The sequence below is a fragment of the Stappia sp. genome, from assembly GCF_040110915.1.
Lineage (GTDB): Bacteria > Pseudomonadota > Alphaproteobacteria > Rhizobiales > Stappiaceae > Stappia.
This window is the reverse complement of record NZ_CP157793.1, coordinates 4538726-4563381: the sequence shown is the minus strand read 5'-3', so window position 1 is coordinate 4563381 and position 24656 is coordinate 4538726. Positions and strand designations below refer to the sequence as shown.

Annotated in this window: 19 protein-coding genes; 10 read left to right on the top strand and 9 right to left on the bottom strand. The window is 69.7% G+C overall.

Going from position 1 to position 24656, the window contains the following annotated elements:
• Window positions 1–196: 196 nt before the first annotated feature.
• Window positions 197–1627, bottom strand: a complete 1431-nt coding sequence (locus ABL312_RS20385) for a tetratricopeptide repeat protein (RefSeq protein ID WP_349359228.1) — start codon at window positions 1625–1627, stop codon at window positions 197–199.
• A gap of 257 nt (window positions 1628–1884) precedes the next feature.
• Here ABL312_RS20385 and ABL312_RS20380 point away from each other — a divergent pair, with 257 nt between their 5' ends.
• Window positions 1885–3045, top strand: coding sequence for a YeeE/YedE family protein (locus tag ABL312_RS20380; protein ID WP_349359227.1), 1161 nt, complete (start codon window positions 1885–1887; stop codon window positions 3043–3045).
• A 12-nt stretch (window positions 3046–3057) separates the two neighbouring features.
• Here the strand turns inward: ABL312_RS20380 and ABL312_RS20375 are convergent, their stop codons facing one another.
• The 3 genes from ABL312_RS20375 to mdoH all read right to left on the bottom strand — a co-directional run bounded on the left by ABL312_RS20375 (window position 3058) and on the right by mdoH (window position 7920).
• The gene (locus ABL312_RS20375; protein WP_349359226.1) at window positions 3058–4680 is read right to left on the bottom strand and encodes a thiamine pyrophosphate-binding protein; all 1623 of its coding nucleotides are present in this window, start codon (window positions 4678–4680) and stop codon (window positions 3058–3060) included.
• Window positions 4677–5939: a CaiB/BaiF CoA-transferase family protein gene (locus ABL312_RS20370; RefSeq protein WP_349361475.1), complete on the bottom strand. Its 1263-nt coding sequence runs from the start codon at window positions 5937–5939 to the stop codon at window positions 4677–4679. Before ABL312_RS20370 ends, ABL312_RS20375 begins: the two co-directional genes overlap by 4 nt.
• A gap of 94 nt (window positions 5940–6033) precedes the next feature.
• Window positions 6034–7920, bottom strand: coding sequence for a glucans biosynthesis glucosyltransferase MdoH (gene mdoH / locus ABL312_RS20365; RefSeq protein WP_349359225.1), 1887 nt, complete (start codon window positions 7918–7920; stop codon window positions 6034–6036).
• A 118-nt stretch (window positions 7921–8038) separates the two neighbouring features.
• Here mdoH and ABL312_RS20360 point away from each other — a divergent pair, with 118 nt between their 5' ends.
• Genes ABL312_RS20360 through ABL312_RS20345 form a run of 4 tightly spaced genes read left to right on the top strand, consistent with a single transcriptional unit; the run spans window position 8039 to window position 11447 of the window.
• Window positions 8039–9037, top strand: coding sequence for a zinc-binding alcohol dehydrogenase (locus tag ABL312_RS20360; protein ID WP_349359224.1), 999 nt, complete (start codon window positions 8039–8041; stop codon window positions 9035–9037).
• Between the two features lie 51 nt (window positions 9038–9088).
• Complete coding sequence (locus tag ABL312_RS20355; protein WP_349359223.1) at window positions 9089–9487, top strand: 6-carboxytetrahydropterin synthase; 399 nt, start codon at window positions 9089–9091, stop codon at window positions 9485–9487.
• Window positions 9484–10644, top strand: a complete 1161-nt coding sequence (locus ABL312_RS20350; RefSeq protein WP_349359222.1) for a glycosyltransferase family 4 protein — start codon at window positions 9484–9486, stop codon at window positions 10642–10644. Before ABL312_RS20355 ends, ABL312_RS20350 begins: the two co-directional genes overlap by 4 nt.
• Window positions 10641–11447: a class I SAM-dependent methyltransferase gene (locus ABL312_RS20345; RefSeq protein ID WP_349359221.1), complete on the top strand. Its 807-nt coding sequence runs from the start codon at window positions 10641–10643 to the stop codon at window positions 11445–11447. Before ABL312_RS20350 ends, ABL312_RS20345 begins: the two co-directional genes overlap by 4 nt.
• Before the next feature lie 78 nt (window positions 11448–11525).
• Here ABL312_RS20345 and pcaF read toward each other — a convergent pair whose 3' ends face one another.
• Window positions 11526–12731, bottom strand: coding sequence for a 3-oxoadipyl-CoA thiolase (pcaF, locus tag ABL312_RS20340; protein WP_349359220.1), 1206 nt, complete (start codon window positions 12729–12731; stop codon window positions 11526–11528).
• A 441-nt stretch (window positions 12732–13172) separates the two neighbouring features.
• Between pcaF and ABL312_RS20335 the strand changes: the two genes are divergently transcribed.
• The 5 genes from ABL312_RS20335 to ABL312_RS20315 all read left to right on the top strand — a co-directional run bounded on the left by ABL312_RS20335 (window position 13173) and on the right by ABL312_RS20315 (window position 19100).
• On the top strand, window positions 13173–13430 hold the full coding sequence (locus tag ABL312_RS20335; protein WP_349359219.1) for an acyl carrier protein: 258 nt from the start codon (window positions 13173–13175) through the stop codon (window positions 13428–13430).
• Window positions 13430–14611, top strand: coding sequence for an acyl-CoA dehydrogenase family protein (locus ABL312_RS20330; protein WP_349361474.1), 1182 nt, complete (start codon window positions 13430–13432; stop codon window positions 14609–14611). Before ABL312_RS20335 ends, ABL312_RS20330 begins: the two co-directional genes overlap by 1 nt.
• Before the next feature lie 16 nt (window positions 14612–14627).
• Complete coding sequence (locus ABL312_RS20325; protein ID WP_349359218.1) at window positions 14628–15539, top strand: amino acid--[acyl-carrier-protein] ligase; 912 nt, start codon at window positions 14628–14630, stop codon at window positions 15537–15539.
• Between the two features lie 14 nt (window positions 15540–15553).
• Window positions 15554–16549, top strand: a complete 996-nt coding sequence (locus ABL312_RS20320; RefSeq protein ID WP_349359217.1) for a DUF1839 family protein — start codon at window positions 15554–15556, stop codon at window positions 16547–16549.
• A gap of 79 nt (window positions 16550–16628) precedes the next feature.
• Window positions 16629–19100 carry a glycoside hydrolase family 2 protein gene (locus ABL312_RS20315; protein WP_349359216.1) on the top strand — a complete coding sequence of 824 codons (2472 nt, stop codon included), beginning with the start codon at window positions 16629–16631 and terminating at the stop codon, window positions 19098–19100.
• Here the strand turns inward: ABL312_RS20315 and ABL312_RS20310 are convergent.
• The 4 genes from ABL312_RS20310 to ABL312_RS20295 are packed head-to-tail and all read right to left on the bottom strand — an operon-like array spanning window position 19085 to window position 24582.
• Complete coding sequence (locus ABL312_RS20310; RefSeq protein WP_349359215.1) at window positions 19085–20857, bottom strand: alpha/beta fold hydrolase; 1773 nt, start codon at window positions 20855–20857, stop codon at window positions 19085–19087. The genes ABL312_RS20315 and ABL312_RS20310 overlap by 16 nt on opposite strands.
• Entirely contained in the window at window positions 20854–21987 is a 1134-nt protein-coding gene (locus ABL312_RS20305; RefSeq protein ID WP_349359214.1) for a glycoside hydrolase family 5 protein, read from the bottom strand. The genes ABL312_RS20310 and ABL312_RS20305 overlap by 4 nt, the downstream gene beginning before the upstream one ends.
• Window positions 21974–23347, bottom strand: coding sequence for a lipopolysaccharide biosynthesis protein (locus tag ABL312_RS20300; protein WP_349359213.1), 1374 nt, complete (start codon window positions 23345–23347; stop codon window positions 21974–21976). The genes ABL312_RS20305 and ABL312_RS20300 overlap by 14 nt, the downstream gene beginning before the upstream one ends.
• Window positions 23344–24582 carry a glycosyltransferase gene (locus ABL312_RS20295; protein WP_349359212.1) on the bottom strand — a complete coding sequence of 413 codons (1239 nt, stop codon included), beginning with the start codon at window positions 24580–24582 and terminating at the stop codon, window positions 23344–23346. The genes ABL312_RS20300 and ABL312_RS20295 overlap by 4 nt, the downstream gene beginning before the upstream one ends.
• Window positions 24583–24656: the final 74 nt, after the last annotated feature.

Sequence of the window (24656 nt, the reverse complement as noted above, 5' to 3'; positions counted from 1 at the left end):
AGGCGGTGCGGAATGCACGGTCACGGGCAAGGGTCCTGCTGGTTGCAACTGCCGGGCCGACCGGTCGCGCGGCGAAACGGAGCCCGCGACGGTCGTGTCCGGCGCCGTTTTGGCACGACGGCTGGGAGAAACGAAGGCCCTTTCGCGGCGTTTTGACAACCGAGCCCGGGAAGCGGGCGCCCAACCGGCTCCCGCGTCAGACCGGCACGGCGCGCAGGCCCTCGTCCTGCATGATGTGCGCGGCGCGTTTCAGGCTCTCCACCTTCTCCAGACGCTCGCAGGCGAAGCGGTCGAGCGCCCCGCGCAGCGCGAGGCGTTCGCGGATCAGCCGCTCCGCCTCGCCGGCGAGCCCGGCGCGCAGCGCGGCGTCGATGGCGAGCCGCTCGAACACATCGCGCTGCGCGTGGCTGCCGCCGACCGAGGCAAGGCGCGGGCGCGCGCGGTTCAGGTGGTGGAAGGCCGAGAAGTAGTTTCCGCGAAAATAGGCGTCGAGCCCGCTCGCCGCCGGCACGCCCGCTTCGGCGGCGACGCGGCCCATGTCGCTTGCCTCCTCGGCGTGAAGCGCGATGGAGGAAATCAGTGCATCCGCCTCAGCCCGGCGTCCGCCGCCGCCGAGCGACAGCATGGAATGCAGATCGGCGAAGACGTTGCAGCGGTCGTCGATCCGCGTCTCGGCGAGGCGGGCCAGCTCTTCCCAGCGTCCGCCGACGTTGACGCCCTCGATCTCCAGCCGCATCAGCAGCGAGGCGGCGTTGGAGATGTCGCGGTAGTCGTCGGTGCGCTCGCGCCGGATCTCCTCGTCATAGAGCGCGATCACCCGGTCGGTGTCGCCCTTGTCGAGATACATCAGCGCCAGATGCCACCAGACGTGAAAGCGGAAGTTGTTGCAATGGGCGAAGGCGGCCGTGTTGCCCTCCAGCCAGACGCGCCCGGCCTCCGCACGGCCGGTCATGTCGTAGACATGGGCCACCGCATGCAGGCCCCAGGCATCGTCCGGGCACAGTTCGACCGCTCGGCGGCCGATGCGCTCGGCCGCGTCATAGGCGCCGGTTTCCTCCAGCGCGAAGGCATGGCAGCCGAGCAGGAACCCGAGCGCGGGATGGTCGGCGTCATAGGCACCGCGCACGGTCTCGATGGAGGCGCGCATGCCGGCCGCATCCCCCAGCACGAAGCGGATGGCGTGGACGAGCTTCATCAGGAAGGCATCGCGCGGATGGTCGGCGAGCGTCGCATCGAGCCGGGCGGCGGCACGCGACGGCGCGCCGTCGAGCCAGTCGCGCAGGGCATCGACGACGGCGGCCTCGCAAGGATGCGCCCCGGCGGCGTGGCGGGCGGCTTCGGCGCGGCGCCAGTCCTCCTCGGCCACGGCGACCAGTTCGCGCCGGGCGAGCAGCAGGCAGAACAGGCCATGCGCCGCATGTCCCATGGCGAAATCCGGGGCGCGCTCCAGCGTGTCCGCAAGCCGTTCTGGCGTCTGCGTGCCATGCGCGAGAAAGGCCCGCACCGTCGCGGACCAGGCAGCCCGCGCCTCAGCGTCCGGCAGAGTCAGGGCATCACCCGCGCGGGCCTCGAGAAGATCGGCATTCGGATCGGGCATTGCATCGGGCATCGCGTCGGTTGGGGGCATTCGGCTCTCTTTCCGCCGGCCGGCGTTCCCGCGGATGTTCTCACCGGGTGCGGCACGTGGCTATCGTGCCACCAGTGTTTTGATCCCCGCGCTGACGTGCAACACACAATAAGGTGTGCCGCATGTGTTCCGCCCCGCCGCCAGAAGGCTGTATTTTTCGAAAATGCCCCGGGCCGGGCAAAGCATTTGCGTGACGGCGCGGTCCGGCGCAATGCAGTGTCTTATGCCCGCAGCATCGAGCCGGTAGACATGACGTCATGACAGCCCTCGTCCAGACCCTGATTGCGTCCAATCGCATCGCGTTGCTGCTCGCGCTTGCGGGCCTCACCGCGACCACGCTGCTCGCCAACCATTTCGGCGGCGCCCGGCTCGGCTATGCCGTTCTCATCGGCGGGCTCGCGGGCCTTGCCCTCTATCACGCGAGCTTCGGTTTCACAGCCGCATGGCGACGCATCGTGACCGAAAAGCGCGGCGGGGGCCTGCGCGCGCAGTTCCTGCTTCTGGGACTGACGGCGGCGATCTCCTTCCCGCTGATCGCCTGGGGCGCCGACTATGGCGTGCCGGCGGGCGGCTTCGTGTTTCCCTTCGGCGTCGCGGCCGCCTTCGGTGCGTTTCTCTTCGGCATCGGCATGCAGCTCGGCGGCGGCTGCGCCTCCGGCACGCTGTTCACCGCCGGCGGCGGCTCGACGCGCATGATGGTGACGCTCGCCGCCTTCATCTTCGGCTCGGTCGCGGCCACGCCGCATATCCACCTGTGGGGGCAACTGCCGAAGCTGCCGGCGGTCTCCTTCGTGACCGAATTCGGCCCCGTCGCCGCCTTCCTCGGCACGGCGGCCGTGCTGGCGCTCATCGGCCTGTGGAGCGTGCGCATCGAAAAACGCGCCCACGGATCGCTCGCGCCGGTCAAGAAGACCGAGTCGCTGCTCACCGGCCCGTGGTCGCTGGTGCTCGGCGCCGTGATGATCGCCGTCGTCTCGATCCTGACGCTGATCGTGCTCGGCCGCCCCTGGGGCATCACCTCCGGCTTCGCGCTGTGGGGCGGCAAGATCTGGCAGGCGCTCGGCGTGCCCGTGACCGACTGGCCCTACTGGCAGTGGCAGACGGAAGCGCTGGAACGGTCCGTCTTCGCCGACGCCACCTCGGTGATGAATTTCGGCCTGCTCTTCGGCGCGATGGGCGCGGCCGCCCTCGCCGGCAAGTTCGCCCCGGTCTGGAAGCTGTCGACGCGCGATCTCGTGACCGCCATCATTGGCGGGCTGCTGATGGGCTATGGCGCGCGGCTCGCCTATGGCTGCAACATCGGCGCCTACCTCGGCGGCATCATCTCCGGCTCGCTGCACGGTTGGCTGTGGCTCGTCTTCGCCTTTGCCGGCAGCCTGCTCGGCACGCGGCTGCGCCTCAAGCTCGGCATGGGCTGAGGCCGCACCTCTTCAAAACTTGCCGTCGTAGGCCCGCCGGCCGATGCGGCAGGCAAGCAGCGTGAAGGTGTCGCGCGCAAGCGCCGCCTTCGCCTCGCGGGCGAGCGTGTCGGCGTCTTCCACCCACACGCCATGTCCGCCGAAGAGGCGGGCGAGGCCCGCGAAATCCGTGCCTGCGAAATCCACGCCGACATTGGCGCGCTGACCGGCGCGCTGCTTGAGCTCGATCAGCGCCAGGCTTTCATCGACCAGCACGCAGACGATCACCGGCAGGCGCAGGTCGCGCAGGGTCGCCAGTTCCCCAAGCCCCATTTCCAGTCCCGCATCGCCGACGAAGACGACGACGGGCCGCCCGGGGTCGGCGAGCCGCTGGCCGATGCCGAGCGGCAGGGCGCAGGCCATGGTGCACAGCGCCGAGGATTGCAACATGCCGCGCGGCACCGCCGTCCGCCAGATCTGCGACACGAGAATGCGATGCGCCCCGCTGTCGGCGGTCGCGACGGTCTCCGCCGGCAGGGCATCGCGCAGGGTGTGAAACACGCAAGACGGCCCCCAGCCCTCAGGCTCCGGCGCGAACTGCCGGGCGAGCGCCGACCGCGCTGCCGCAATCTCGCCATCCGGCCAGGTCGGGCGGGGCGACGCGCCGCCCGCGAGCGCCGATACTCCGGCTGCAACGCCACAGGGCAACAGATGCCGCAGGCCGTGCATGCCATGCCGGCGCTCGGTGGCGGCGATCTCGATCACCGGCGCATCCGGATCCCAGGGATCGCGCCAGTTGATGCGCATTTCGATGGGGTCGTAGCCGAGCAGCAGGATGCAGTCGGAGGCTTTCAGAAGCGGCAGCAGATGGGCGTCGGCGCGCGGCGAGAGGCCCGCCCCGCCGAGCGCCAGCGGATCGTCCTCGTCCAGCAGCCCCTTGGCCTTGTAGGTGGTGATCAGCGGGACATTGTGGCGCCGGCAGAAGGCCGCGATCTGCGCGCCGGCGTCCTCGTTCACCGCATCGACCCCGGCGATGGCAATCGGGCGTTGCGCGCGGGCAAAGAGCGCGCGCGCCGCGTCGAGCTCCGGTCCCGCCGGTGTGACCTTGCCGGGCGCGGGCGGCAGCGGCCGGGCGGTCTCTTCCGTCTCGCCTTCCGCCACGCCGATGGGCACATCGATATGCACCGGGCCCGGCTGACCGTCGAGGGCGGTGCGGATCGCCTTGTCCATCATCCGGTCGAGCGCGCCCGGCGCGGCGCGGAAGCTCGCCTTGACGATGGGGCGCAGGAGCTGCTGATGGTCGAAGACCTGATGCGTGTAGGTCTCCGCCTCGGCCGCGTCGACACAGCCGGTCAGGAAGATCAGCGGCACCCGATCCTGCCAGGCGTTGGCCACGACGTTGACCGCATTGGCCACGCCGGGACCGAGTGTTGCGAGCAAGACGCCGGGCGCGCCCGCGCCCTGCCGCGCCTCGGCGTGCCAGACCCCTTCGGCCATGAAGCCGCCGGCGTTCTCGTGCTTCACCAGATGAAAGGCGATGCCGGCCGCATTCAGCGCGCCCATCAGTGCCAGAACCTCGCCGCCGGGAATGCCGAAGGCGTGCCGGCAGCCGGCCATGGCCAGTTTCTCGGCGATCAGATCGGCACCGCGCGTCATGTCCCGTCTCCGCTTTTTCCCACGTTGCCGGTGGCGATCGTCCCGGCCGCCTCGAGTCGGGCGATCTCGTCGTCGCTCAGGCCCAGCGCCTCGGCGAGCACGGCTTGCGTGTCGGCGGCAAGGCGCGGCGGCGCATGGCGGTAGCTCACCGGCGTTTCGGAGAACTTCAGCGGGTTGCCGATGAGCGCGACCGTGCCCCCAGCGGCCGTCTCATGCGGCATCGCGATCCGCATGCCGCGATGGCGCACCTGCGGATCGTCGAAGACCTGCGCCAGATCGTTGATCGGCCCGCAGGGCACGCCTTCGGCCTCCAGCGCCGCGATCCAGTCGGCGGTGTCGCGTGTCTTCGTCAGCGCGACGATCTCGGGCTCCAGCGCCTCCCGGTTGCGCACCCGCTCGGCATTGGTCGCAAACCGCGGATCGGCGGCGAGATGGTCCGCGCCGGCAACCGCGCAGAAGCGGGCGAATTGCGCGTCGTTGCCAACGGCGAGGATGAAGGCGCCGTCGCGCGCCGGATAGGCGTTATAGGGCACGATGGTCGGATGCGCGTTGCCCCGGCGCGGCGGCACCGCGCCGGAGGTCAGATAGCCGACCCCCTGATTGATCAGCCAGGACACCTGGGTGTCGAGCAGGGCCACGTCGATATGCTGCCCGCGCCCGGTTTGCGTGCGGCGATGCAGCGCCGCGAGGATCGCGTTGGAGGCATACATGCCGCACATCACGTCGGCGATGCCGACGCCGGCCTTGGTCGGCTCGCCGCCGTCCGCGTCCGCACGGCCGGTGAGCGACATCAGCCCGCCCATGCCCTGAATGAGGAAGTCGTAGCCCGCCCGCTTCGCATAGGGTCCGGTCTGGCCGAACCCGGAGATGGAACAATAGATGAGGCCCGGATTGAGCGGCTTCAGGTCGTCGTATCCGAGCCCCTTGCGGGCGAGATCGCCGACCTTGAAATTCTCCACCAGCACATCGGCGCGCTCGGCCAGCGCGCGCACCAGATCGCGGCCTGCCGCGCTGGCAAGATCGATGGCGAGCGAGCGCTTGTTGCGGTTGGCGGAGAGGTAATAGGCGCTTTCGCCCGTCTCGCGGCCTGCGTCGTCGCGCAGGAAGGGCGGTCCCCAGCCGCGCGTGTCGTCGCCGGTGCCCGGCCGCTCGATCTTCCACACGGTGGCGCCGAGATCGCCGAGCAGCTGGGTGGCCGTCGGTCCGGCGAGAATGCGCGACAGGTCCAGCACGACGAGCCCGGCGAGAGGACCGGCCAGAGGACCCGCAACGGGGCCGGGCGACGTCTCGCCTGCCGGACCGGGATCGTGCGCGCTCACCTTGCGCCCCCTGGGGACCGGGTCGGCGGGCGCCTCACGCGTCCGCCTTTTCCGGCTCCGGCTCGAAGAAGCTCGCGACCGGCGCGAAGCTCACGCCGATGGCCGCATGGGCCGGCAGGCGCAGCGGAAGCAGGCATTCGGGCGGACGCAATTCCTCCGGCAGGCGCCACAGCTGCGTTGCCAACGCCAGACGACCGACGCCCCGGCCCGAGGTGCCGACCGCCATGGCGATCGCAATCGCTGGCCCCAGGATCACCGGAAGCAGCGGCCAGATCATGCCCGGCGCGAGGCTCAAGGCCCAGGCGAAGCCGGCGAGGCCGAAGAGCGTCTGCGGCCAGAGCTTGGCCGCCGACAGCGCCAGCGGCAGGCGCCGCGTGTCGCGAATCTGCGCGCCCCAGCCCATCGCCTTGCCGAAGGGCAGGCCGGCGATGAAGAGCGTCACCGCGACCGCGATCACCGGCGCGAGCAGGGCCGCGAAGACGATCTCCGTCAGCGAGCCGAGCACCACGCGCAGCGGACCGCCGAAAGCGCGGCGCAGGCGCCGGTTGGCGAGGATATCCAGAACGGTCGCGATCTTCGGCGCGAAGATCATGGTCAGAATGGCGGCGAACAGGGCGAGCCCCGAGGTCTGTTCGAACTGGATCAGTTCCGATCCGCCGAGGGTCGACAGGCCCGCGCCCAGCACCATGAAGGCCATCCAGGCCGGCGCGGAGACGAACATCAGGATCGCGAGCACCAGCTGGATGCGGCTGACCGGCAGGAGCCCCGGCATGGCCAGCAGCTTGAGGTACTGCAGATTGCCCTGGCACCAGCGCAATTCGCGACGGATGAACTCCAGCAGGTTGGGCGGGTTTTCCTCGAAACTCTCGGTCTCGGCCGGGATCACGCGGACTTCGTAGCCGGCGCGGCGCATCAGCACCGCCTCGACCTGGTCGTGGCTCAGGATCCAGCCCGACAGCGGTCCCTCGCCGGGAAGCTTGGGCAGATGGCAGGCCTCGATGAAGGGCTTGAGACGCAACAGCGCATTGTGACCCCAATAGGGACCGCAATCGCCCTGCCACCAGGTGCTGCCCAGCGTGTAGGAGCGCATGCCGAGCCGCATGCCGAACTGGAAGATGCGGGCGAAGGCGCTGTCGCTCGGCATGCCGACAACCAGCGTCTGCAGGATGCCGAGACGCGGGTTGGCGTCCATCTTCGCGACGAGATCGAGGATCGCGGCGCCCGACATGAAACTGTCGGCGTCGAGCACCAGCGCGTAGTCGTGGCGGTCGCCCCAGCGCAGGCAGAAATCGCGGATGTTGCCCGCCTTGAATCCGGGATTGTCGGTACGGCGGCGGTACACGACCTCCATGAGACCCGACCAGCGGTCGCGCAGCGCCGCGAAGACCGTCTCCTCCTGGCGCGCGATCGTCGCGTCGTTGGTGTCGCTCAGCACATAGAGCGTGAAGCCACCCGTGCGCCGCGCGCGATGCAGATCCGCCAGGATCGCATCGAGATGGGTGCCGACCTGCTCCGCGTCCTCGTTGCGAATGCACGACAGGATCGCGGTCGAGGACGGGCTCGCCCCGGCGGCGTCGCCAGGCGCGAGGGGACAGACCTGTGCCACCGGATCGCGGGTGCCGCGCATCAGCGCAAGGCCGATGACCGCGTTCCAGAAACCGATCACCGTCCACGGCAGCGTCAGCAGGAAGCAGACGACCATGGCCGCCTCGCCCCAGCTGATGCCGTTGGCGGAAAAGCTGACGATGAGCAGGGCGGTCAGAAGCGCCATGGTTGTGGCGACGAGCCCGGCGAAGACCGCGCGACGCCAGGCGAGCCGGCGCGCGTCCACGGGCGTGTGCGCTGCAGCGACCGCCGGGGCCGGATGTCCGAGCCCCGCAGGATCGGGGATGAGAAAGTTCGAATTGTTTCTTTGAAACATGCAACAACCTTCGCATAGAAACGATGGCGCAGGGCCGCTGTCGGCCGATCGTCGGGGATGTCCGTCAACCGCCCTATACGTTCTCCGGCACTAAGGAGGATTTGTGACGCAACGCAACATGAGCGATTTTTTTTCGCGCCCCGCGCAGGCTCTGTGGACGCTCGAAGCGGGCCGGATCGAGCGTCGCAGCGCGCACGTGCCGCCGCCGGGACCGGGCGAGGTGTGCGTGCGCGCGCTTGCAAGCGCCGTCAGCCTCGGCACGGAGCGGCTCGTGTTCTCCGGCAAGGTGCCGGAGAGCGAATGGGCGCGCATGCGCGCGCCGTTTCAGGAGGGCGATTTTCCGTTTCCGGTCAAATACGGCTACGCCTGCGTCGGGGAAATTGTCGCCGGCGATCCCGACCGGCTGGGTGAGATCGTGTTCACGCTGCATCCGCACCAGTCCCTGTTCACGCTTCCCGCCGAAGCCGCCTGCCCCGTGCCGACCGACGTGCCCGTGCGCCGGGCGGTGCTCTCGGCCAACATGGAGACGGCGCTCAACGGGTTATGGGATGCAAACGCCTCACCGGGGGATCACATTGCCGTGGTCGGCGGCGGCGTCGTCGGCCTGTTGATCGCCCGCCTCGCCGCGCGCCTGCCGGCCACCACGGTCACGCTGGTGGACGTGGATCCGGCGCGCGCCGAGGCGGCCGCCGGGCTGGGGCTCGCCTTCGCCACGCCGGACACGGCACCCGGCGAACAGGACATCGTGATCCATGCGAGCGGACACGCCGAAGGGCTCGACACCGCGCTGTCGCTCGCCGGGATGGAAGCGCGGGTGGTGGAAATGAGCTGGTACGGGACCGCTCCGGTGACCGCGCATTTCGGCGGCGCCTTCCACTCCCGCCGGCTCACGCTGGTCTCCAGCCAGGTCGGTCAGCTGCCCCCGGCGCGGCGCAGCCGCTGGACCTATCGTCGTCGGCTCGCGACGGCCCTGTCACTTTTGCGTGATCCGGCACTCGACGCGCTGATTTCCGATCCGATCCCCTTTACCGAGGCGCCCGATACCCTGCCCGCCGTGTTTCAGGCGCCCTCGCAAGGGCAGGCCCCGCTCATCGTCTACGACGCGGCGACCGACTGACCGGCGCCGCCGTTCCGCCTCTCCCTCAGCATCATCCGGAGACCCAAGCCCATGCATTCCGTCGAAGTCCGCGACCACATCATGATTGCCCACTCCTTTCGCGGCGCCGTCTTCGGCCCCGCCCAGAAGCTGCACGGCGCGACCTTCGTGGTCGATGCCGCCTTTCAGGCCGAAACGCTGGACGAGAACGGCATCGTGATCGACATCGGCCGCGCGCATGAGGTGCTCAAGGAGGTGCTCGCGCCCCTCGCCTTCCAGAACCTCGACGACCTGCCAGAGTTCGCCGGCAAGAACACGACGACCGAATTCCTGACCCGGCACATTTTCGACAAGCTGGCGGAGGCCGCGCGCGCCGACCGTCTCGGCCGGCCGGGCGGGGAGCTCGCCTCCATTCGCGTGACGCTGCATGAATCGCATGTCGCCCGCGCCTGGTACGAGGCCGCGATTTGAGCGACGGCGCGATCTCCGGCGACGCGGGACCGCCCGCCCCGCTCGTCTTTCTCTATCCCGGCGACCTCGACGCGCCGACCGGCGGCTATGTCTACGACCGGCTGCTGATCGACGCGCTGCGCCGCGCCGGACGGACGGTCGAGACGCACACGCTCGGCGCGGGCTATCCCGATCCGGCAGCGGACACGCTGCGGCATGCGGAGGCGCTCCTCGCCGGGCTTGCGGACGGCAGCGCGGTGATGATCGACGGGCTTGCCTACGGTGTGCTCGGCGATGTGGTCGCCCCGCATGCCGGACGTCTGCGGCTGATCGCGCTCGTCCATCATCCGCTCGCCGAGGAGGCCGGCCTGTCGCCCGACAGGGCGCAGACCCTGCGCCGCGCCGAACGCGCGGCCCTCTCGCAGGCCCGTCTGGTGGTGACGACCAGCCGGGCGACCGCCGATCTCGTCGCCCGCGACTACGCCGTGCCCCGGGATCGTCTCGCGGTGCTCGAACCCGGTCGCGCGCCGATGCCCTCATCGACCACCGACCGTCCGACCGGTGACACGATGCGTCTGCTGGCCGTCGGCTCGCTGATCCCGCGCAAGGATTATCCGACGCTGCTCGCCGCCCTGGCCCGGCTTGGCGACCGGCGCATCCATCTGGACATCGCCGGCAGCGCCGCCTTCGACCCGCGCCACGCGGATCATCTGGCCTGCGAGGTCGAACGCCTGGGTCTGGCCGACCGCGTGACCTTTCACGGCGCGCTGGCGCGCCGTGATCTCGAGCGACTTTACGCAAGCGCCGATCTCTTCGTGCTGACAACGCTTTACGAGGGCTATGGCATGGCCTTCGTCGAGGCGATGGCGCATGGGCTTCCCGTCGTCGCCACCGGAACCGGCGCCGTCGCCGACACTGTTCCCCAGGCGGCGGGCCTCGGGCACGCGCCGGACAAAGAAGCGGCGGGCTTGAAGCACGCGCCAAACAATGAAGCGGCCGGCGTCGTGCACGCGCCCGGCGATGTGGCGGCGGTCGCCGCCTCCCTTTGCCGGCTGATCGACGATCCCGCCCTGCGCGCGGCTATGGGTCGGGCCGCGCGGGCGCATGTGGTGGCCCTGCCCGACTGGGACGCACAGGCCGCCCGGCTTGGCGCGATGCTTGAGGAGATCTCCCGATGAGCGGTTTCGATGCGGACTGGCTTTCGGCCCGCGAGCCGGTCGATCTGCGCGCGCGCAACGTGGCGGTGCGCGAGGCTTTCGTGGCGTTCCTGGCCCGTCGTCACGGCGCGGGCCCCGTGACCCTGCTCGATCTGGGCGCGGGCACGGGCGCGACCCTGCGCGCGCTCAAACCTCATCTGCCCATGCCCTGCCGCTGGCGGCTCGCCGAATACGATCCCGCGCTGATCGCGGCGGCACGCGCGCATCCGGGCGACGCGGATTCGCAGGTGGAAATCGTCGAGACCGATCTGGCCGGCGGCCTGTCGGACGATCTGCTCGCCGGCGTCGACGCGGTGACGACCTCGGCGTTTCTCGATCTGGTGTCGGCGACCTGGGTCGATGCGCTCGCCGAGCGGCTGGCGGCACACGGTCTGCCGTTTCTCGCCATGCTGAGCTACGACGGGCGCATGACGCTCACGCCCGCGGACCCGCTCGACGCGCCCGTGCGCGCGGCGATGAACGCGCATCAGCGCGGCGACAAGGGGTTCGGTCCCGCGCTCGGGCCCTCGGCCGCCGATCACACCCGCGAGACCTTCGCCCGGCACGGCTTCGGCGTCGAGGACGGCGCCTCCGACTGGATCGCCCGGCCGGAGGAAACCGCGTTTCAGGAGATGCTGGTCGGCGGATGGGTCGAGGCCGCGCGCGACATGGGGGTCGACGCGCAGGCCCTCGAAACCTGGCACACGCTGCGTCGGGCGCAGATCGCGGCGGGCGAGCTCGTCACCCGGGTGGGCCATCGCGATCTGGCCGCCTTGCCAGAGTGAAAAGATCGCCTCGGCTGGCCAATCCGGCCGGTCAACGTCAGGCGCGTCCCACGCGCCTGACGGGGACGTCTCGCGGGATCAGGCGCGTTCGATGGCGCAGGCGATGCCCTGACCGACACCGATGCACATGGTCGCCAGTGCCCGTGTCGCGCCGCGCTCCGCCAGTTCCAGCGCCGCCGTGCCGGCGATGCGCGCGCCCGACATGCCGAGTGGATGGCCGAGCGCGATGGCGCCGCCGTTCGGATTGACGTGCTCCGCGTCGTCGGCAAGACCGAGGTCGCGCATCACCGCCAGCCCCTGCGCGGCGAAGGCCTCGTTGAGTTCCACCACATCGAAATCGGAGATGGTCAGCCCGAGCCGCGCCATCAGCTTGCGCGTGGCGGGTGCCGGACCGATGCCCATGATGCGCGGCGGCACGCCGGCGGTCGCCCCCCCGGTCACCCGCGCGATCGGCGTCAGCCCATAGGCCTTGACCGCCTCTTCCGAGGCAATCAGGAGTGCTGCCGCGCCGTCGTTGACGCCGGACGCGTTGCCGGCGGTCACCGATCCGCCCTCGCGGAAGGGCGTCGGCAGCCTGGCGAGCGTCTCGGCGGTCGTTCCGGCACGCGGATGTTCGTCGCGCTCCACCACGACCGGATCGCCCTTGCGCTGCGGGATGGTGACGGCCACGATCTCCTTCGCCAGCCGGCCGTTTTCCTGCGCGGCAACGGCACGGGCCTGGGAACGCGCCGCGAAGGCATCCTGATCGGCCCGCGCCACGGAAAAGTCCTCGGCGACGTTTTCCGCCGTCTCGGGCATGGAGTCGATGCCATACTGCTTTTTCATCAAGGGATTGACGAAGCGCCAACCGATGGTGGTGTCGTGGATCTCCGCCTTGCGGGAAAAGGCCGCATCGGCCTTCGGCAGGACGAAGGGCGCGCGCGACATGCTTTCCACACCGCCGGCGATCATCAGATCGGCCTCGCCGGTGCGAATGGCGCGCGCCGCCATGATCAGCGCGTCCATGCCCGAGCCGCACAGACGGTTGACGGTGGTGCCCGGCACCTCGACCGGCAGGCCGGCAAGAAGCGCCGCCATGCGCGCGACGTTGCGGTTGTCCTCGCCCGCCTGGTTGGCGCAGCCATAGATCACGTCGTCGACCCGCGCCCAGTCCACCTGCGCGTTGCGCTCCATCAGGGCCTTGAGCGGCACGGCGCCGAGATCATCGGCCCGCACCGCGCTCAGCGCGCCGCCGAAGCGCCCGATTGGCGTGCGGATATAGTCGACAATATAGGCGTGACGCATGACAGCCCCTCCCGCGGGCAATGATTCCTGACACGTTCGACGGCCTTGTCGGCGCGCGCGGGCGCGAGGTCAAGGCACCGCCGCGTTCATATAATAATTGATCGACCGGACGGTCAATTAAAAGAGTCCTTCGGGCCAGGTGCTCGCGGGACACTCCGGGCGGGGCGTCCCGCACGGCAGGGCGAGAGGTCTCGCAAGGCGGCCGCGAAGAGCCGGCCGGCGTGCGATGCGCTGCCGCAAACCCGGTTGGCGAAGGACACCCCTCGTGAAAAGTCCCGATTAACCTTACCGAAAAACAACCGAGGCCTGCAAAAACAACTTCAGATATTGTCAATACACACGTGCAATACCTTCGTTCCAGCACAGTCGGGCGGGAAACCGGCCCGACGCCAAGAAGACACGTTCAAAAAGACACGCTCAACGTCGAACAGGAGATGGGTCATGGCCACGGCAGAGACCATTCGCGATATCGTCGCAAAGCACGGCAAGCTCCCGGTTGAGGTCTCGACGCTCGCCGACGACGGCGACCTTTACGCCGCCGGCCTCTCGTCCTTCGCCTCGGTGCAGCTGATGCTGGCGATCGAGGAGGAATTCGACATCGAGTTCCCCGAAAACCGGCTGAACCGCAAGACCTTCCAGACCATCGCGGCCATCGCCGAGGCCGTCGACGAGCTGACCCGCGATCAGCAGGCCGCATGATGACCATTCACACCCGCACCCCGACGGGCGACCTGAGCGCGCGCATGCGCCGCGTCGCCGATATCGCCGCAGCCCATGCCGACAGCGTCGACCGGGAGGGCCGCTTCCCTCAGGAGGCGGTCGACGCGCTGCGCGCCGAACGGCTGATGGGCATCCAGATCCCGGCCGAGCTGGGGGGCGAGAGCGCCTCGACCGCCGAGATCGCGGAACTGTGCTCGATCCTGGGGCGGGCGTGCTCCGCATCGGCGATGATCTTCGCCATGCATCAGATCAAGGCCTCCAGTCTGGTCACCCACGGCGGCGAGGCGCCGTGGCATCAGGCCTTCATGGCGCGCGTCGCCGGCGAGCAGCTGCTGCTCGGCTCGGCCACCACCGAGGGCGGGATCGGCGGCAACCTGCGCAACTCCATCTGCGCCATCGCGGTCGACGGCGACACCTGCCGGCTGGAGAAGAACGCGACCGTCATCTCCTACGGCGACCAGTCGGACGCGATCCTCATCACCTCGCGCAGTCACGCCGACGCGGCGCCCAGCGATCAGGTGATGACCGTCTTCCTGAAGGACCAGTACACGCTGGAGAAGACCCATACCTGGGACGCGCTCGGCATGCGCGGTACCTGTTCCGACGGTTATGTCTTCAAGGGCGAGGCGCCGGCGGAACAGATCCTGCCGCGTCCCTTCGCCGAGATCGCCGCCCAGTCCATGCTGGCGCATGCCCACATCCTGTGGAGCGCGGTGTGGTACGGGATCGCCGCCGACGCCTTCGCCAAGGCGCAGGCCTTCGTGCGCGCCGCCGCCCGCAAGTCGCCCGAGGCCGCCCCGCCGGGCGCGATCCGCGTGGCGGAAGCCTCCAGCCTGCTGCAGGGCGTCAAGGCGAGCATCGTCGCGGCCCTTGAGGCCTACGAACAGGCGAAGACCGACGACGACAAGCTGTCGTCGATGAGCTTCGCGGTGGCGATGAACAACCTCAAGATCGCCAGTTCCCAGACGATCCTGACGATCATCAACCACTGCATGCTGATCTGCGGCATCCTGGCCTACAAGAACGGCACGCCCTTCAGCCTCGGCCGGCATCTGCGCGACGCCCATTCGGCGCAGCTGATGATCTCCAACGACCGCATTCTCGGCAATACGTCGACCATGCTCCTGATCCACAAGCAGGACACCAGCCTGCTCAGCTGACCGGAGACCGCACGTCATGGACATGCAGACCTCGCTGCTCGACCGGCTGTTCGCCGCCGGGCACCTGATCGACACCGGCGTCGACGGTCTTTACGGCCGCGGCGGCGCCTTCGAGGACGTCATCGCCCGCTTCGAGGCGCTGATCGACGCCCATGCGCCCGCCGACGCCAAGCCCGAGGTGATCCGCTTTCCGCCGGGCATGAACAAGGCCCATTTCGAGGGCTCCGGCTACATGAAGAGCTTTCCGCAGCTCGCCGGCACGGTGCACAGCTTCTGCGGCTGTGAGCTCGACCACATGAACCTGCTGCAATGCATGGCGGAGGGCGAGGACTGGACGAAGGAACAGAAGGCGACCGACGTGGTGCTGACGCCGGCGGCCTGCTATCCGCTCTATCCGACCATCGCTCGGCGCGGACCGCTTGGCGAGGGCGGCGGGCTCTTCGACCTTCAGTCCTACTGCTTCCGCCACGAGCCCTCCAAGGACCCGGCCCGCATGCAGCTCTTCCGCATGCGCGAATTCGTGCGCATCGGCACGCCGGACGAGGTGATGGCGTTTCGCGCCGACTGGATGGAGCGCGGCCAGCGGCTGATCGAGGCCGTCGGGCTCGACGTGGAGCTGGACACGGCGAACGATCCCTTCTTCGGCCGCGCCGGCAAGATGATGGGCAACTCGCAGCGCGAACAGAAGCTCAAGTTCGAGCTTCTGATCCCGGTCACCTCCCAGGCGAAGAAGACCGCCTGCCTGAGCTTCAACTACCACCAGGACCATTTCGGCGAGACCTGGGGACTGCAGACATCCGACGGCGCGGTGGCGCACACGGGCTGCGTCGGTTTCGGGCTGGAACGCATCGCGCTCGCGTTGTTCGCCCGGCACGGACTGGAGACCGCCGACTGGCCGGCGCCGGTGCGCGCCGCCCTGTGGGGCTGACACGTGGAGGCAGGATGTTCGACAAACTCGCGCGCCTGAGCGCCGACGCCCACACGCCGCATGCCCTGCACGCCGCGACGCGCATCTGGCCGGAAACCAATTGCTACGTGGATCTGTGGATCGAGGTGCTCTCGGCCCTCGATCTGGAGCCGCGCGCCATGCTCGGCTTCACGCTGACGCAGGATTTCGAAGGCGACCAGTTCACCTTCTTCAAGGTGCCGCTGGAGGATCTCGAGGCGCTCTACGGCATCCGCGCCACGGAGCTTGCCGTCTACGAGCCGGTCGAGCGCCATGTCGCGACCCAGATCGCGCGCGGACGGCTGTGCCTCGTCGAGGTCGACAGCTACTTCCTGCCCGACACCCACGGCGTGACCTATCGCAGCGAGCACGGCAAGACCACCATCGCGCCGACCGCGCTGGACGCCGAGCGCCGCAGGCTGTCCTACTTCCACAATGGCGGCTTCTTCGCGCTTGAAGGCGAGGATTTCGACGGTGTGTTCCAGCGCGGGGATCACGCACAGGCCCTGCCGTTCCTGCCCTACACGGAATTCGCCAAGTTTCCCGAAACGGCGCCGGACGCGGCAGCGACACGGGAAATGGCTGAGGCGCTGCTCGCCCGCCATTTCGCCCGGCGTCCCGCGTCGAACCCGCTTGCCGCCTTCGCCGCTCACTTCGCCGAGGATGTGGCAGCGCTCGCCGAACGCCCCTTCGAGGCATTTCACGCCTATGCCTTCAACACGCTGCGGCAGGTGGGGGCGAATTTCGAGCTGGCGGGCGACCATCTCGACTGGATCGCCCCGGACGGCCGCTTCGCCGAGGAGGCGGCGGCGGCGCGCGCCATCGCGGAGACGGCAAAGAGCCTGCAGTTCCAGCTCGCTCGTGCGCTGGCGCGCAAGCGCTTTTCCGGGCTCGACGCCGGGCTGACGCCGGCCATGGAGGCCTGGGACAGGCTGATGGACGGCCTCGGGCGCAAGCTCGCGGATCACGCCGGGCGGACCCGCGCCGCCTGAGGGGCATCCGCCCCCCGCCCCTTTCGCCCCTTCGGCCTGCCGTCGTGTCGTCGTGTCGTCCAACCAGCGGTTTGCCCCGATGCTCGATCTCCGCCTTCTCGATCCCCATCACGACCTGCTGGCCGAGGCGGTCTGGGAGATGTGCGTCACCGAGGCCAGCGCCTGGAGCGGGCCACAGGCGTGCAACGACACCGCCGGGTGGATCGCAGCCACGGTGCCCGGCACCGCGGCCGCCGCCCTGGCCGAGGCGGGCCGCTTCGACCCGGCCGCGCCGCAGCCGCTGCACGACCGCGACGTGTGGTATCGCACCCGCCTCGCCCCGCGGGCCAGCGGCGCGCATCGGCTCGTCTCCGGCGGGCTTGCGACCATCTGCGAGGCCTGGCTCGACGGCGCGCCGATCCTGATTTCCGACGACATGTTCGCGACTCATGAGATCGCGCTCGACCTCGACGGTCCGGCCGAGCTGCTCCTGTGCTTTCGCGCGCTGACACCGCATCTCGCCCGCAAGGGGCCGCGCGCGCGCTGGCGCACGCAGCTCGCCGATCATGCGGGCCTGCGGCTGGTGCGTACCACATTGCTCGGGCGCATGCCCGGCTGGTGCCCGTCGATCCACGCCGTCGGCACTTGGCGGCCGCTCGCGCTCGTGCCCGAGACCGTTGTCGAAGTCGAGGACGTGCGGCTCGACAGCGCGCTGGAGGAAGACGGCACCGGCCGGCTGACCGTCTCCCTGCGCCTTGCCGAAAGACCCGCAGGGGGCCAAGCGGAGATCGTTTGCGCCGGCTGGCGCGCGCCGCTGGACCCCGCCGGCGACGGGGTCTGGCGCGCCGAGATGCTGCTGCCCGGCATCGAGGCGTGGTGGCCGCACACCCATGGCACGCCGCATCTGCACGAGGTCACGCTCGATCTCGGCGACCGGACGCTTGCGTTGGGTCGCACCGGCTTTCGCCGTCTGACGGTCGATCGCGGCCCGGACGGCGACGGCTTCGGTCTCCTCGTCAACGGCGTGCCGGTGTTCTGTCGCGGGGCGGTGTGGACCAATGCCGACCTTTTGCGCCTTCCCTGCGACGCCGACGACTACCGGCCCTGGCTCGCGCTCGCCCGCGAGGCGGGCATGAACATGCTGCGCATCGGCGGCACCATGGCACCGGAAGGCCCGGCCTTCTTCGACCTGTGCGATGAACTCGGCCTGCTCGTCTGGCAGGATCTTCCCTTCGCGAATTTCGACTATCCGGTCAAGGACGAGGGTTTCGTCGAGGCGGTTGCGCGCGAGACCCGCGACCTGATGGGACTCGCGGGCGCGGCGCCCTCGCTCGCCGTGGTCTGCGGCGGCAGCGAGATGTATCAGCAGGGCGCCATGACCGGCGTCGGCGAGGACCGCTGGCGGGGCCCACTGACCACCGAAATCCTGCCCGCCACCGTCGCCGAGGTGCGTCCCGACGCGGTCTATGTGGAAAATTCGCCGTCCGGCGGGGCGCTGCCGTTTTCGCCGAATGCCGGCATTGCGCATTACTATGGCGTCGGCGCCTATCGCCGCCCGCTGGAGGACGCGCGCCGCGCCAATGTGCGCTTCGCCGCCGAATGTCTCGCCTTTTCCAACGTGCCCGAGGCCGACGATCTGCCGGGCGCCGCCGCGCCGGGACACGATCCGGCCTGGAAAGGCGGCGTGCCGCGCGACCGGGGCGTGGGCTGGGACTTCGAGGATGTCCGCGACCACTATGTGCAGGTGCTCTACGGCGTGGACCCGCGCGATCTGCGCTATGGCGACCCGCAGGCCTATCTCGACCACGGCCGCGCGGCCGTTGCGGAGGTGATGGACGCGACATTCGCCGAGTGGCGGCGGCCGGGCTCCTCCTGTCGCGGGGCGCTGGTGTGGACCTTTCAGGACCTCGCGCCCGGTGCCGGCTGGGGCGTGGTCGACCATGCGGGTCGCCCGAAATCCGCCTGGTACGCGCTGAAGCGCGCCTTTCGCCCGCTCAAGGTGAGCGTGACCGACGAGGGCACCAACGGGCTCGCCCTTCATCTGGCGAACGACACGGGCGAGGCGAGGCCGGTGCGTGTCGAGATCGCCTGCCTGCGCGAAGGGCGGCTCGCCGTCGCATCCGGAGCGACCGATCTCACGCTCGCGGCCCATGACGCCCGCACGCTGGCGGCGACCGATCTGATCGGCGCCTTCTTCGACGTGACCCATGCCTATCGCTTCGGCCCGCCGTCCCATGACACGGTGCATGTGCGCCTCGCCGATCCCGACACCGACGCAACGCTCGACGAGGCGTTTCACTTCCCGCTCGGCCGGGGTCGGATCGCGCCCGGAGCCGCACTTTCAGTGCAGCTGCGCGATCTGGGCGACGCGGGCTTCGCGCTCGATCTGGAGACCGACCGGGTCGCGCAATCGGTGGCGATCCGCGACGATGCCCTGCGGCCGGAGGACAACTGGTTCCATCTCGCGCCGGGCCGGGTGAAAACGGTGCGCCTGCTGCCGGCGGGCGATGCCACGCCGGGCGGCCATGTGGTCGCGCTCGGCGGAACGCCGGTGTTCTATTCCGCCGCCTGAGCGGCCTGCACCGAGGCCCGCGCGGCAGCCGCGACATGCTCCAGCACCTGAGCGCGCGCCGCGCGCGGCGTCAGATTGTGATCCGTATCGGGAATACGGGTCACGGCAAGGTTGCGATAGTCCGCCATGCGCCGCGCTCCCGAACCGAAAAAGGCCCGCAACTGGGCAAGACCCGGATCGCCCTCGCTGAAGAGCAGGTCCAGCCGCACATCGCGTTGGGCGAGCACCCACAGGTTCGTGTGGACCTCGTTGTACAGCCGGGAAAACGGCGACAGGCCGAACAGCCAGGGCGCCAGGGCGCGCTCGCCCTTGCGCCAGGCGCGCAGCGCGAGGTTGCGGGCGATGCCGAGCGGATCGCTCTTGCCGGCGATCACGCGGCGCCACTTGTCGGCCTCGAACAGCTTGCGCCCGTAGCCTTGCGCCGAGGTATGGCCGAACTTGAGCACCGCCGCGACGTCGTCACGCGGGTCCCACAGGAAGCGCTGAAGGTTCACCGCCACCACATGCGCGATCCGCCGGTCCGCCACCGCGCCGTTGAGCGCCAGATAGGCCCCGCTGCAGGCGCCCACGACCACCGTGCCGCCGCTGGCGCCGGCGCGCAGGCCGATCACGTCGAGCGCGCTGGCGAGATCGGCGATCTGGGCGGCATCGTAATGAACGATCTCCGCCCGTCCCGGCACCGGGCGGGCATCGCCGATGTCGGCGGCATCCATGCGCAGCGACGCGACCCCGCGCGTCGCCAGGGCCCGCGCCATCTCCACGTTGCCGCGCGCCCAACCGACATGCGGCGTCGCGCCGGCATTGAGCAGCAGGACGGGGCGGGCGTAGGGCACGGCGCGCGCCGGCGCGCACCAGACGCCGAACAGCCGGTCCTGCGGGCCGAACAGGATCGGCGTTTCGCGAAAGGCATCGCCGCGCAGATGCAATTCGCCGGCCTCGACGATGCGGGCCTCGGGCCCCGCGCCCTGTCCGCAGGGCACGGCGGCCGATAGCCAGTCGATCAGCCGGTCGAAGGCCAGCTCCGGCGGTTGCGATCCGGTCGGATCGCCCATCATCTCGTCATAGCCCTCGAAGGGGATCGTCGCGTCGCCCGCCTCCGTCGCAAGGCGTCCGGCGAGGCGGTCCTCGCCGGTCTTGCCCGCGCGCGGCATCACCAGGACCGGCCCCGCCTGCGGGCGGGCGAGGGTCGAGAGGTCCTGCGCGCGCATTGTGTCCGCAAGACGCGTCGACATCGCCAGACCCGCGATCTCCAGCGCATCGTCGGAACCGGGTCGGGGCGGCGCACCGGTGATTTCACCGATCAGCGCGGCCCGGGCCTGAAGCTCGCGCAGCCACGTCCGCCCCTTGACCAAGGGCGCCATCAGCACCAGCCCGGCCAGAGGCTCCGGCGCGCGCTCCGCCGCGCGAAGCGCCAACAGGGCGCCGAAGCCGAGGCCGATCAGGACGACCGCCTCGACCCGCGTCTCGCGCCTCAGCCGGGCAATCGCCTCGTCGAGCGCGGCATCGCACAGCCCCAGCGGATCGGCGTCCCCGGGGACATCCAGGGCGTCGCCCGTGCCCGGCCAGTCGAAGCGCAGGCTCGGATAGCCCGCCTCCGCCAGCCGGTCGCCCAGGATGCGCAGGCTGCGGCGCGCGCACAGCGCGTCATAGCCCCAGGCATCGCAGATGACGACGCCGACGCGGCCCCTGCCATGGGTGACGAGGGCCGGTCCGGCGGTCAGCGCAAGCGCGCGGCGGCTGCCGGCGATCAGGGTCATTGCGTGCCCTCCCCGGCGGCGGACGGATCCTCGGGTCGCTGTTCGGGCCGGTCTCCGGGTCTGGCGAGCGCGGGACAGGCCCGCGCGGCCGCGCTGCGGCGCGGGATCTGGCGCTCGATCGCGACCAGCTGCGGCCGGTCCTTGCCGTCGCGCGGCTGGATCGACAGCGGATAGTCCCCCCAGGCATCGCCCGCCGCCCAGATCGCCCAGCCGATCCACACGTCGGGGCGCGAATTGATATGCGCGACCATGGCGTTGAGCCCGCGATAGCAATCGGGGCGGGCGTGTCCGCCGAACTCGCCGAGAAAGCCGCGATTGCCGGTTTCCTCCAGCCAGTCCGTCACACGCGAGACGAAGCCCAGCGCTTCCTCGGCCCGGTCGCAGGCCTCCCAGGTGCCGGAGAAGTTTCCGTCCATATACTGATGGATATCGAAGGCGTAGTGGTCGAGCGGATCCTCCACCCGGGTGAAGACCTCGGCGTTGGAACCGCCGTCTTGCGCCGTGAACCAGTTGACGGCCGCGCTCCACTCGGTGCCCGGCACCATGATCAGATTGTCGGCGCCGGTCTCGCGGATCGCGGCGATCGCGGCGTTGACCGAGCCGAGCCAGTCGCGCGCCGTCACATGGATCGGCTCGTTCATCAGCAGGAAGATCACGTCCTCGCGCCCCGCGTAGAGCGCGGACAGGCGCCGCCAGAGATCGACGAAGGCGGCGCGCGGCACCTGCGGCGATCCGACCACATTGCCGAAGTATTTGGCGTGGTTGTGCGGATCGAGAATGACGGTCAGCCCGAGGCCGGTGGCGGTCTCCACCGCCGTTGTCAGCCGCTCCAGTTCCACCGGCTCGAACGGCCGGTTCAGGGCCGGCTGCAGGTGCTCCCAGCGAAACGGAAGGCGCACGACGTTCATGCCCTTTGAGCGCAGATAGGCAAAGGTCGCGCGCGAGGGCCAGAAATAGGTCCGCCCGTGCTCGCCCGGCACCACGCCGAAATCCGCTCCGGCGGCATTCGCGCCACGCAGGCATTCGGCGGCCGCCGGGGCGAGGACGCCGCTGGCCGCCGTCCAGATCAGGGCCAGCGCGACGAGCCATGCCGCGCCGCGTCCCGTTCGGCGCCGGTCACGAGCGTGCATGGGCGCTCTCCTGCGGGCGGTCTTGTCCTTGCATCCGGTGACGGTTGCGCCACAGCCAAAGCGCCGAGGTCGCCATGTTGTCGACCTGCCAGCGGTTCATCACCCACCGCCGGGACAGGGCATGCACGACCACGAGCTGTGCCCAGCTGGCGATGGCGACGCCGGCCAGACCGAAGGCCACGCCGAGACCGAGCAGCCCGGCCACATAGACCAGGAAGACGACGCTGCGCATCTTCAGCAGGTAGGTCTCGCCGCCGCCGATCATCGCAAGCCAGGTGCCGGGGCCGAAGAAGGCGTGGCTGATCGCGGCGAGCGACAGCAACACCAGAACGTCCTCATGCTCCACGAAGGCCGGATCGAACAGGTGCAGCACGAACGGGCCGACGACGAAGAGGAACACCCCGCCGAGCACGGCGAGCGCGAAACTGCCGGCCGACAGCATCGACACCAGACGCTGCGCGCCGGGCCGGTCGTCCTCCTGGAACTTCGCGGCGATCAGCGGCACGCCGACCGTGTCGATGGCGAGCACCGGCAGGGTCAGGAGCATCGCGATGCGATAGGCCACGAAGTAGAAGGCCGCCGCCTCCAGCCCGATGGCCAGACCGATGACGATCGTCTCGAAATAGACCGCCGCGGCCAGAAAGAAGCCGTTGGCGGAAAACACCATGGTCTCGCGGGTCCACGCCCCCCAGGGGATCGCGGGTTCGCCGGGGCGCGCGCGCAGAAAGGTCATCCCCTCGCGCATGAGGAAACAGGCCGTCTGGAACCCGACGAGCACGAACAGAAGGGCCGTCACCACCTCCATCGCCATCACGCCGCCGCTCAGCAGACCGGCATAGGCGACGGCCGGAAGCGCCAGGGCGCTCAGCGCCCGCCACAGGTTCTCGCGCGGCACGAGCGCCATCACGATCTGGCCGTGGATGCGGAAATAATTCTGCAGATACTCGCCGAGCGTGAAGACCGCCCCGAACACCAGCGCGACCGGCAGCGCGTCATAGGGCGCGGGCAGCCGGTCGGACACCAGCCAGACACCGAGGGCCGCGATCAGTTGCAGTCCGCAGCCGGCGCCGAGCCACAGCGCGTTGACCCGCAGCAGCCGCTGGTTGGTCTTGCCGCGCCGATGGTCCTGCACGCGGAAATGCTTCACCAGCAGGACGTGCTGACCGAAGGTGAAGATCAGGCCGAGCGAGGTGCCGACCGAGAACAGGAAGATGTAGAGGCCATAGTCGGCCGTCTCCAGCGAGCGGCTGGCGGCGAACAGCACGACGAAGCTCAGCACCGTGCTGCCGAGCCGGCTGCCGAGCGACCACGACAGACGCTTGAAGTTCTTTCCCTTGATCAAGGCGCGCACGCGCGTCACAGCGCCACCTCGCGTTCGTCGGTCGTGATCGGACGGGCGTGGTGATGGGTCATCGTATCCTGCAGGAATTGCGTGTAGAGGCCGGCGATCGTCGGCCGGAGGTAGGCATGCGCGGCCGCATGCGCACCGCGCGACAGGGTGTCGTAGAGGTCGGGATCGCGCGCGACGCGGGTCAGACGGTCGGCCAGGGCCGCATCGTCGGCGGCGGGAAACAGCAGGCCGTTGACGCCGTCACGCACCGTTTCGGCGATGCCGCCGAGATCGGAGCCGACCACGGGAACGGCATGGGCGAACGCCTCGACGGCGACCCGCCCGAAGGCTTCGTGACCGACCGACGGGAACACCAGCAGATCGATCTCGGGAAAGAAGTCCTGCGGATCGACCCAGCCCCAGAAGCGGGTGTGATCCCTTGGGAAATCGGCGGTGAGACGGGCTTCGTCCTCCGCGTTGCCGGTGCCGGCGACATGAAACGCGACCGAGGCCTCCGGCAGCGTCTCGACCAGGCGGGCGGCGGCCCGGCCGAACACGTCGAGCCCCTTGAAGCGGGTGTGAACGCCGATGAAGCCGATCCTCAGCGGCCGGTCGCGCGGCGCCGCGCGGGGGCCCTCGGCGACGATGCGCTCGATGGCGCCCGGGATACGGCGCACCAGCGCGTTGGGAAAATAGCCGCGCTCGACATGCCGCGAGATCACGTCGTCGGATTCCCCACAGACGCCGTCGACGAAGCGGCTGAAGAAGCGCTTGCCCAGCGCCGACGTCCAGCAGGTGAGGCACTGGCCGTCGCAGTTCACCCCCTGGCGCTGCATCACCCCGCGCCAGCACAACAGGAAGGCGCTGCGGATCGTGTGCGCCACCGGAACGCCGAGCGACCGGGCGGCGGCCCAGGTGGCGACATTGATGTTCTCGATGCTGTCGGTCAGCAGGATATCCGGCGCAAAGGCGCGGATTTCCCGGCGCATCGCGGAGAAGGCGCGCGGGTTGCCGTTTTCCAGACCGTGCCAGACGAGCTTCTTCCAGGTCGGACGCGGCACCCGGTAATTCCAGTAGACATTGGGCGCGGCGATGCGGCGGACGGGCACGCCTTCGATCATCTCGTCGGCGTCGTGGTCGCCGGCGTTGAGCACGCGCACGTCATGCCCCTCGTCCTGCAGCATGCGGGCGAGCAGAAGGGCGGAGATCGGACCGCCCCCGTCGATGAAGGGCGGAAAGGCGGCACAGGCCATCAGGATGCGCATGCGAAACCGTTTCCTGCGATAGCGTGGCGACCGGATGACCGGCGCCCTGTCAGTGTCTCCGTGTAACGCAAATA

Bases quoted from the DNA above. Each gene is read 5' to 3' on its own strand.
- ABL312_RS20315 (WP_349359216.1), top strand. From the start codon at position 16,629: ATGCTCGATCTCCGCCTTCTCGATCCCCATCACGACCTGCTGGCCGAG.
- ABL312_RS20320 (WP_349359217.1), top strand. From the start codon at position 15,554: ATGTTCGACAAACTCGCGCGCCTGAGCGCCGACGCCCACACGCCGCAT.
- ABL312_RS20335 (WP_349359219.1), top strand. From the start codon at position 13,173: ATGGCCACGGCAGAGACCATTCGCGATATCGTCGCAAAGCACGGCAAG.
- ABL312_RS20325 (WP_349359218.1), top strand. From the start codon at position 14,628: ATGGACATGCAGACCTCGCTGCTCGACCGGCTGTTCGCCGCCGGGCAC.
- ABL312_RS20345 (WP_349359221.1), top strand. From the start codon at position 10,641: ATGAGCGGTTTCGATGCGGACTGGCTTTCGGCCCGCGAGCCGGTCGAT.
- ABL312_RS20385 (WP_349359228.1), bottom strand. From the start codon at position 1,627: ATGCCCCCAACCGACGCGATGCCCGATGCAATGCCCGATCCGAATGCC.
- ABL312_RS20360 (WP_349359224.1), top strand. From the start codon at position 8,039: ATGAGCGATTTTTTTTCGCGCCCCGCGCAGGCTCTGTGGACGCTCGAA.
- ABL312_RS20330 (WP_349361474.1), top strand. From the start codon at position 13,430: ATGACCATTCACACCCGCACCCCGACGGGCGACCTGAGCGCGCGCATG.
- ABL312_RS20295 (WP_349359212.1), bottom strand. From the start codon at position 24,582: ATGCGCATCCTGATGGCCTGTGCCGCCTTTCCGCCCTTCATCGACGGG.
- ABL312_RS20310 (WP_349359215.1), bottom strand. From the start codon at position 20,857: ATGACCCTGATCGCCGGCAGCCGCCGCGCGCTTGCGCTGACCGCCGGA.
- ABL312_RS20380 (WP_349359227.1), top strand. From the start codon at position 1,885: ATGACAGCCCTCGTCCAGACCCTGATTGCGTCCAATCGCATCGCGTTG.
- pcaF (WP_349359220.1), bottom strand. From the start codon at position 12,731: ATGCGTCACGCCTATATTGTCGACTATATCCGCACGCCAATCGGGCGC.
- mdoH (WP_349359225.1), bottom strand. From the start codon at position 7,920: ATGTTTCAAAGAAACAATTCGAACTTTCTCATCCCCGATCCTGCGGGG.
- ABL312_RS20305 (WP_349359214.1), bottom strand. From the start codon at position 21,987: ATGCACGCTCGTGACCGGCGCCGAACGGGACGCGGCGCGGCATGGCTC.
- ABL312_RS20355 (WP_349359223.1), top strand. From the start codon at position 9,089: ATGCATTCCGTCGAAGTCCGCGACCACATCATGATTGCCCACTCCTTT.
- ABL312_RS20375 (WP_349359226.1), bottom strand. From the start codon at position 4,680: ATGACGCGCGGTGCCGATCTGATCGCCGAGAAACTGGCCATGGCCGGC.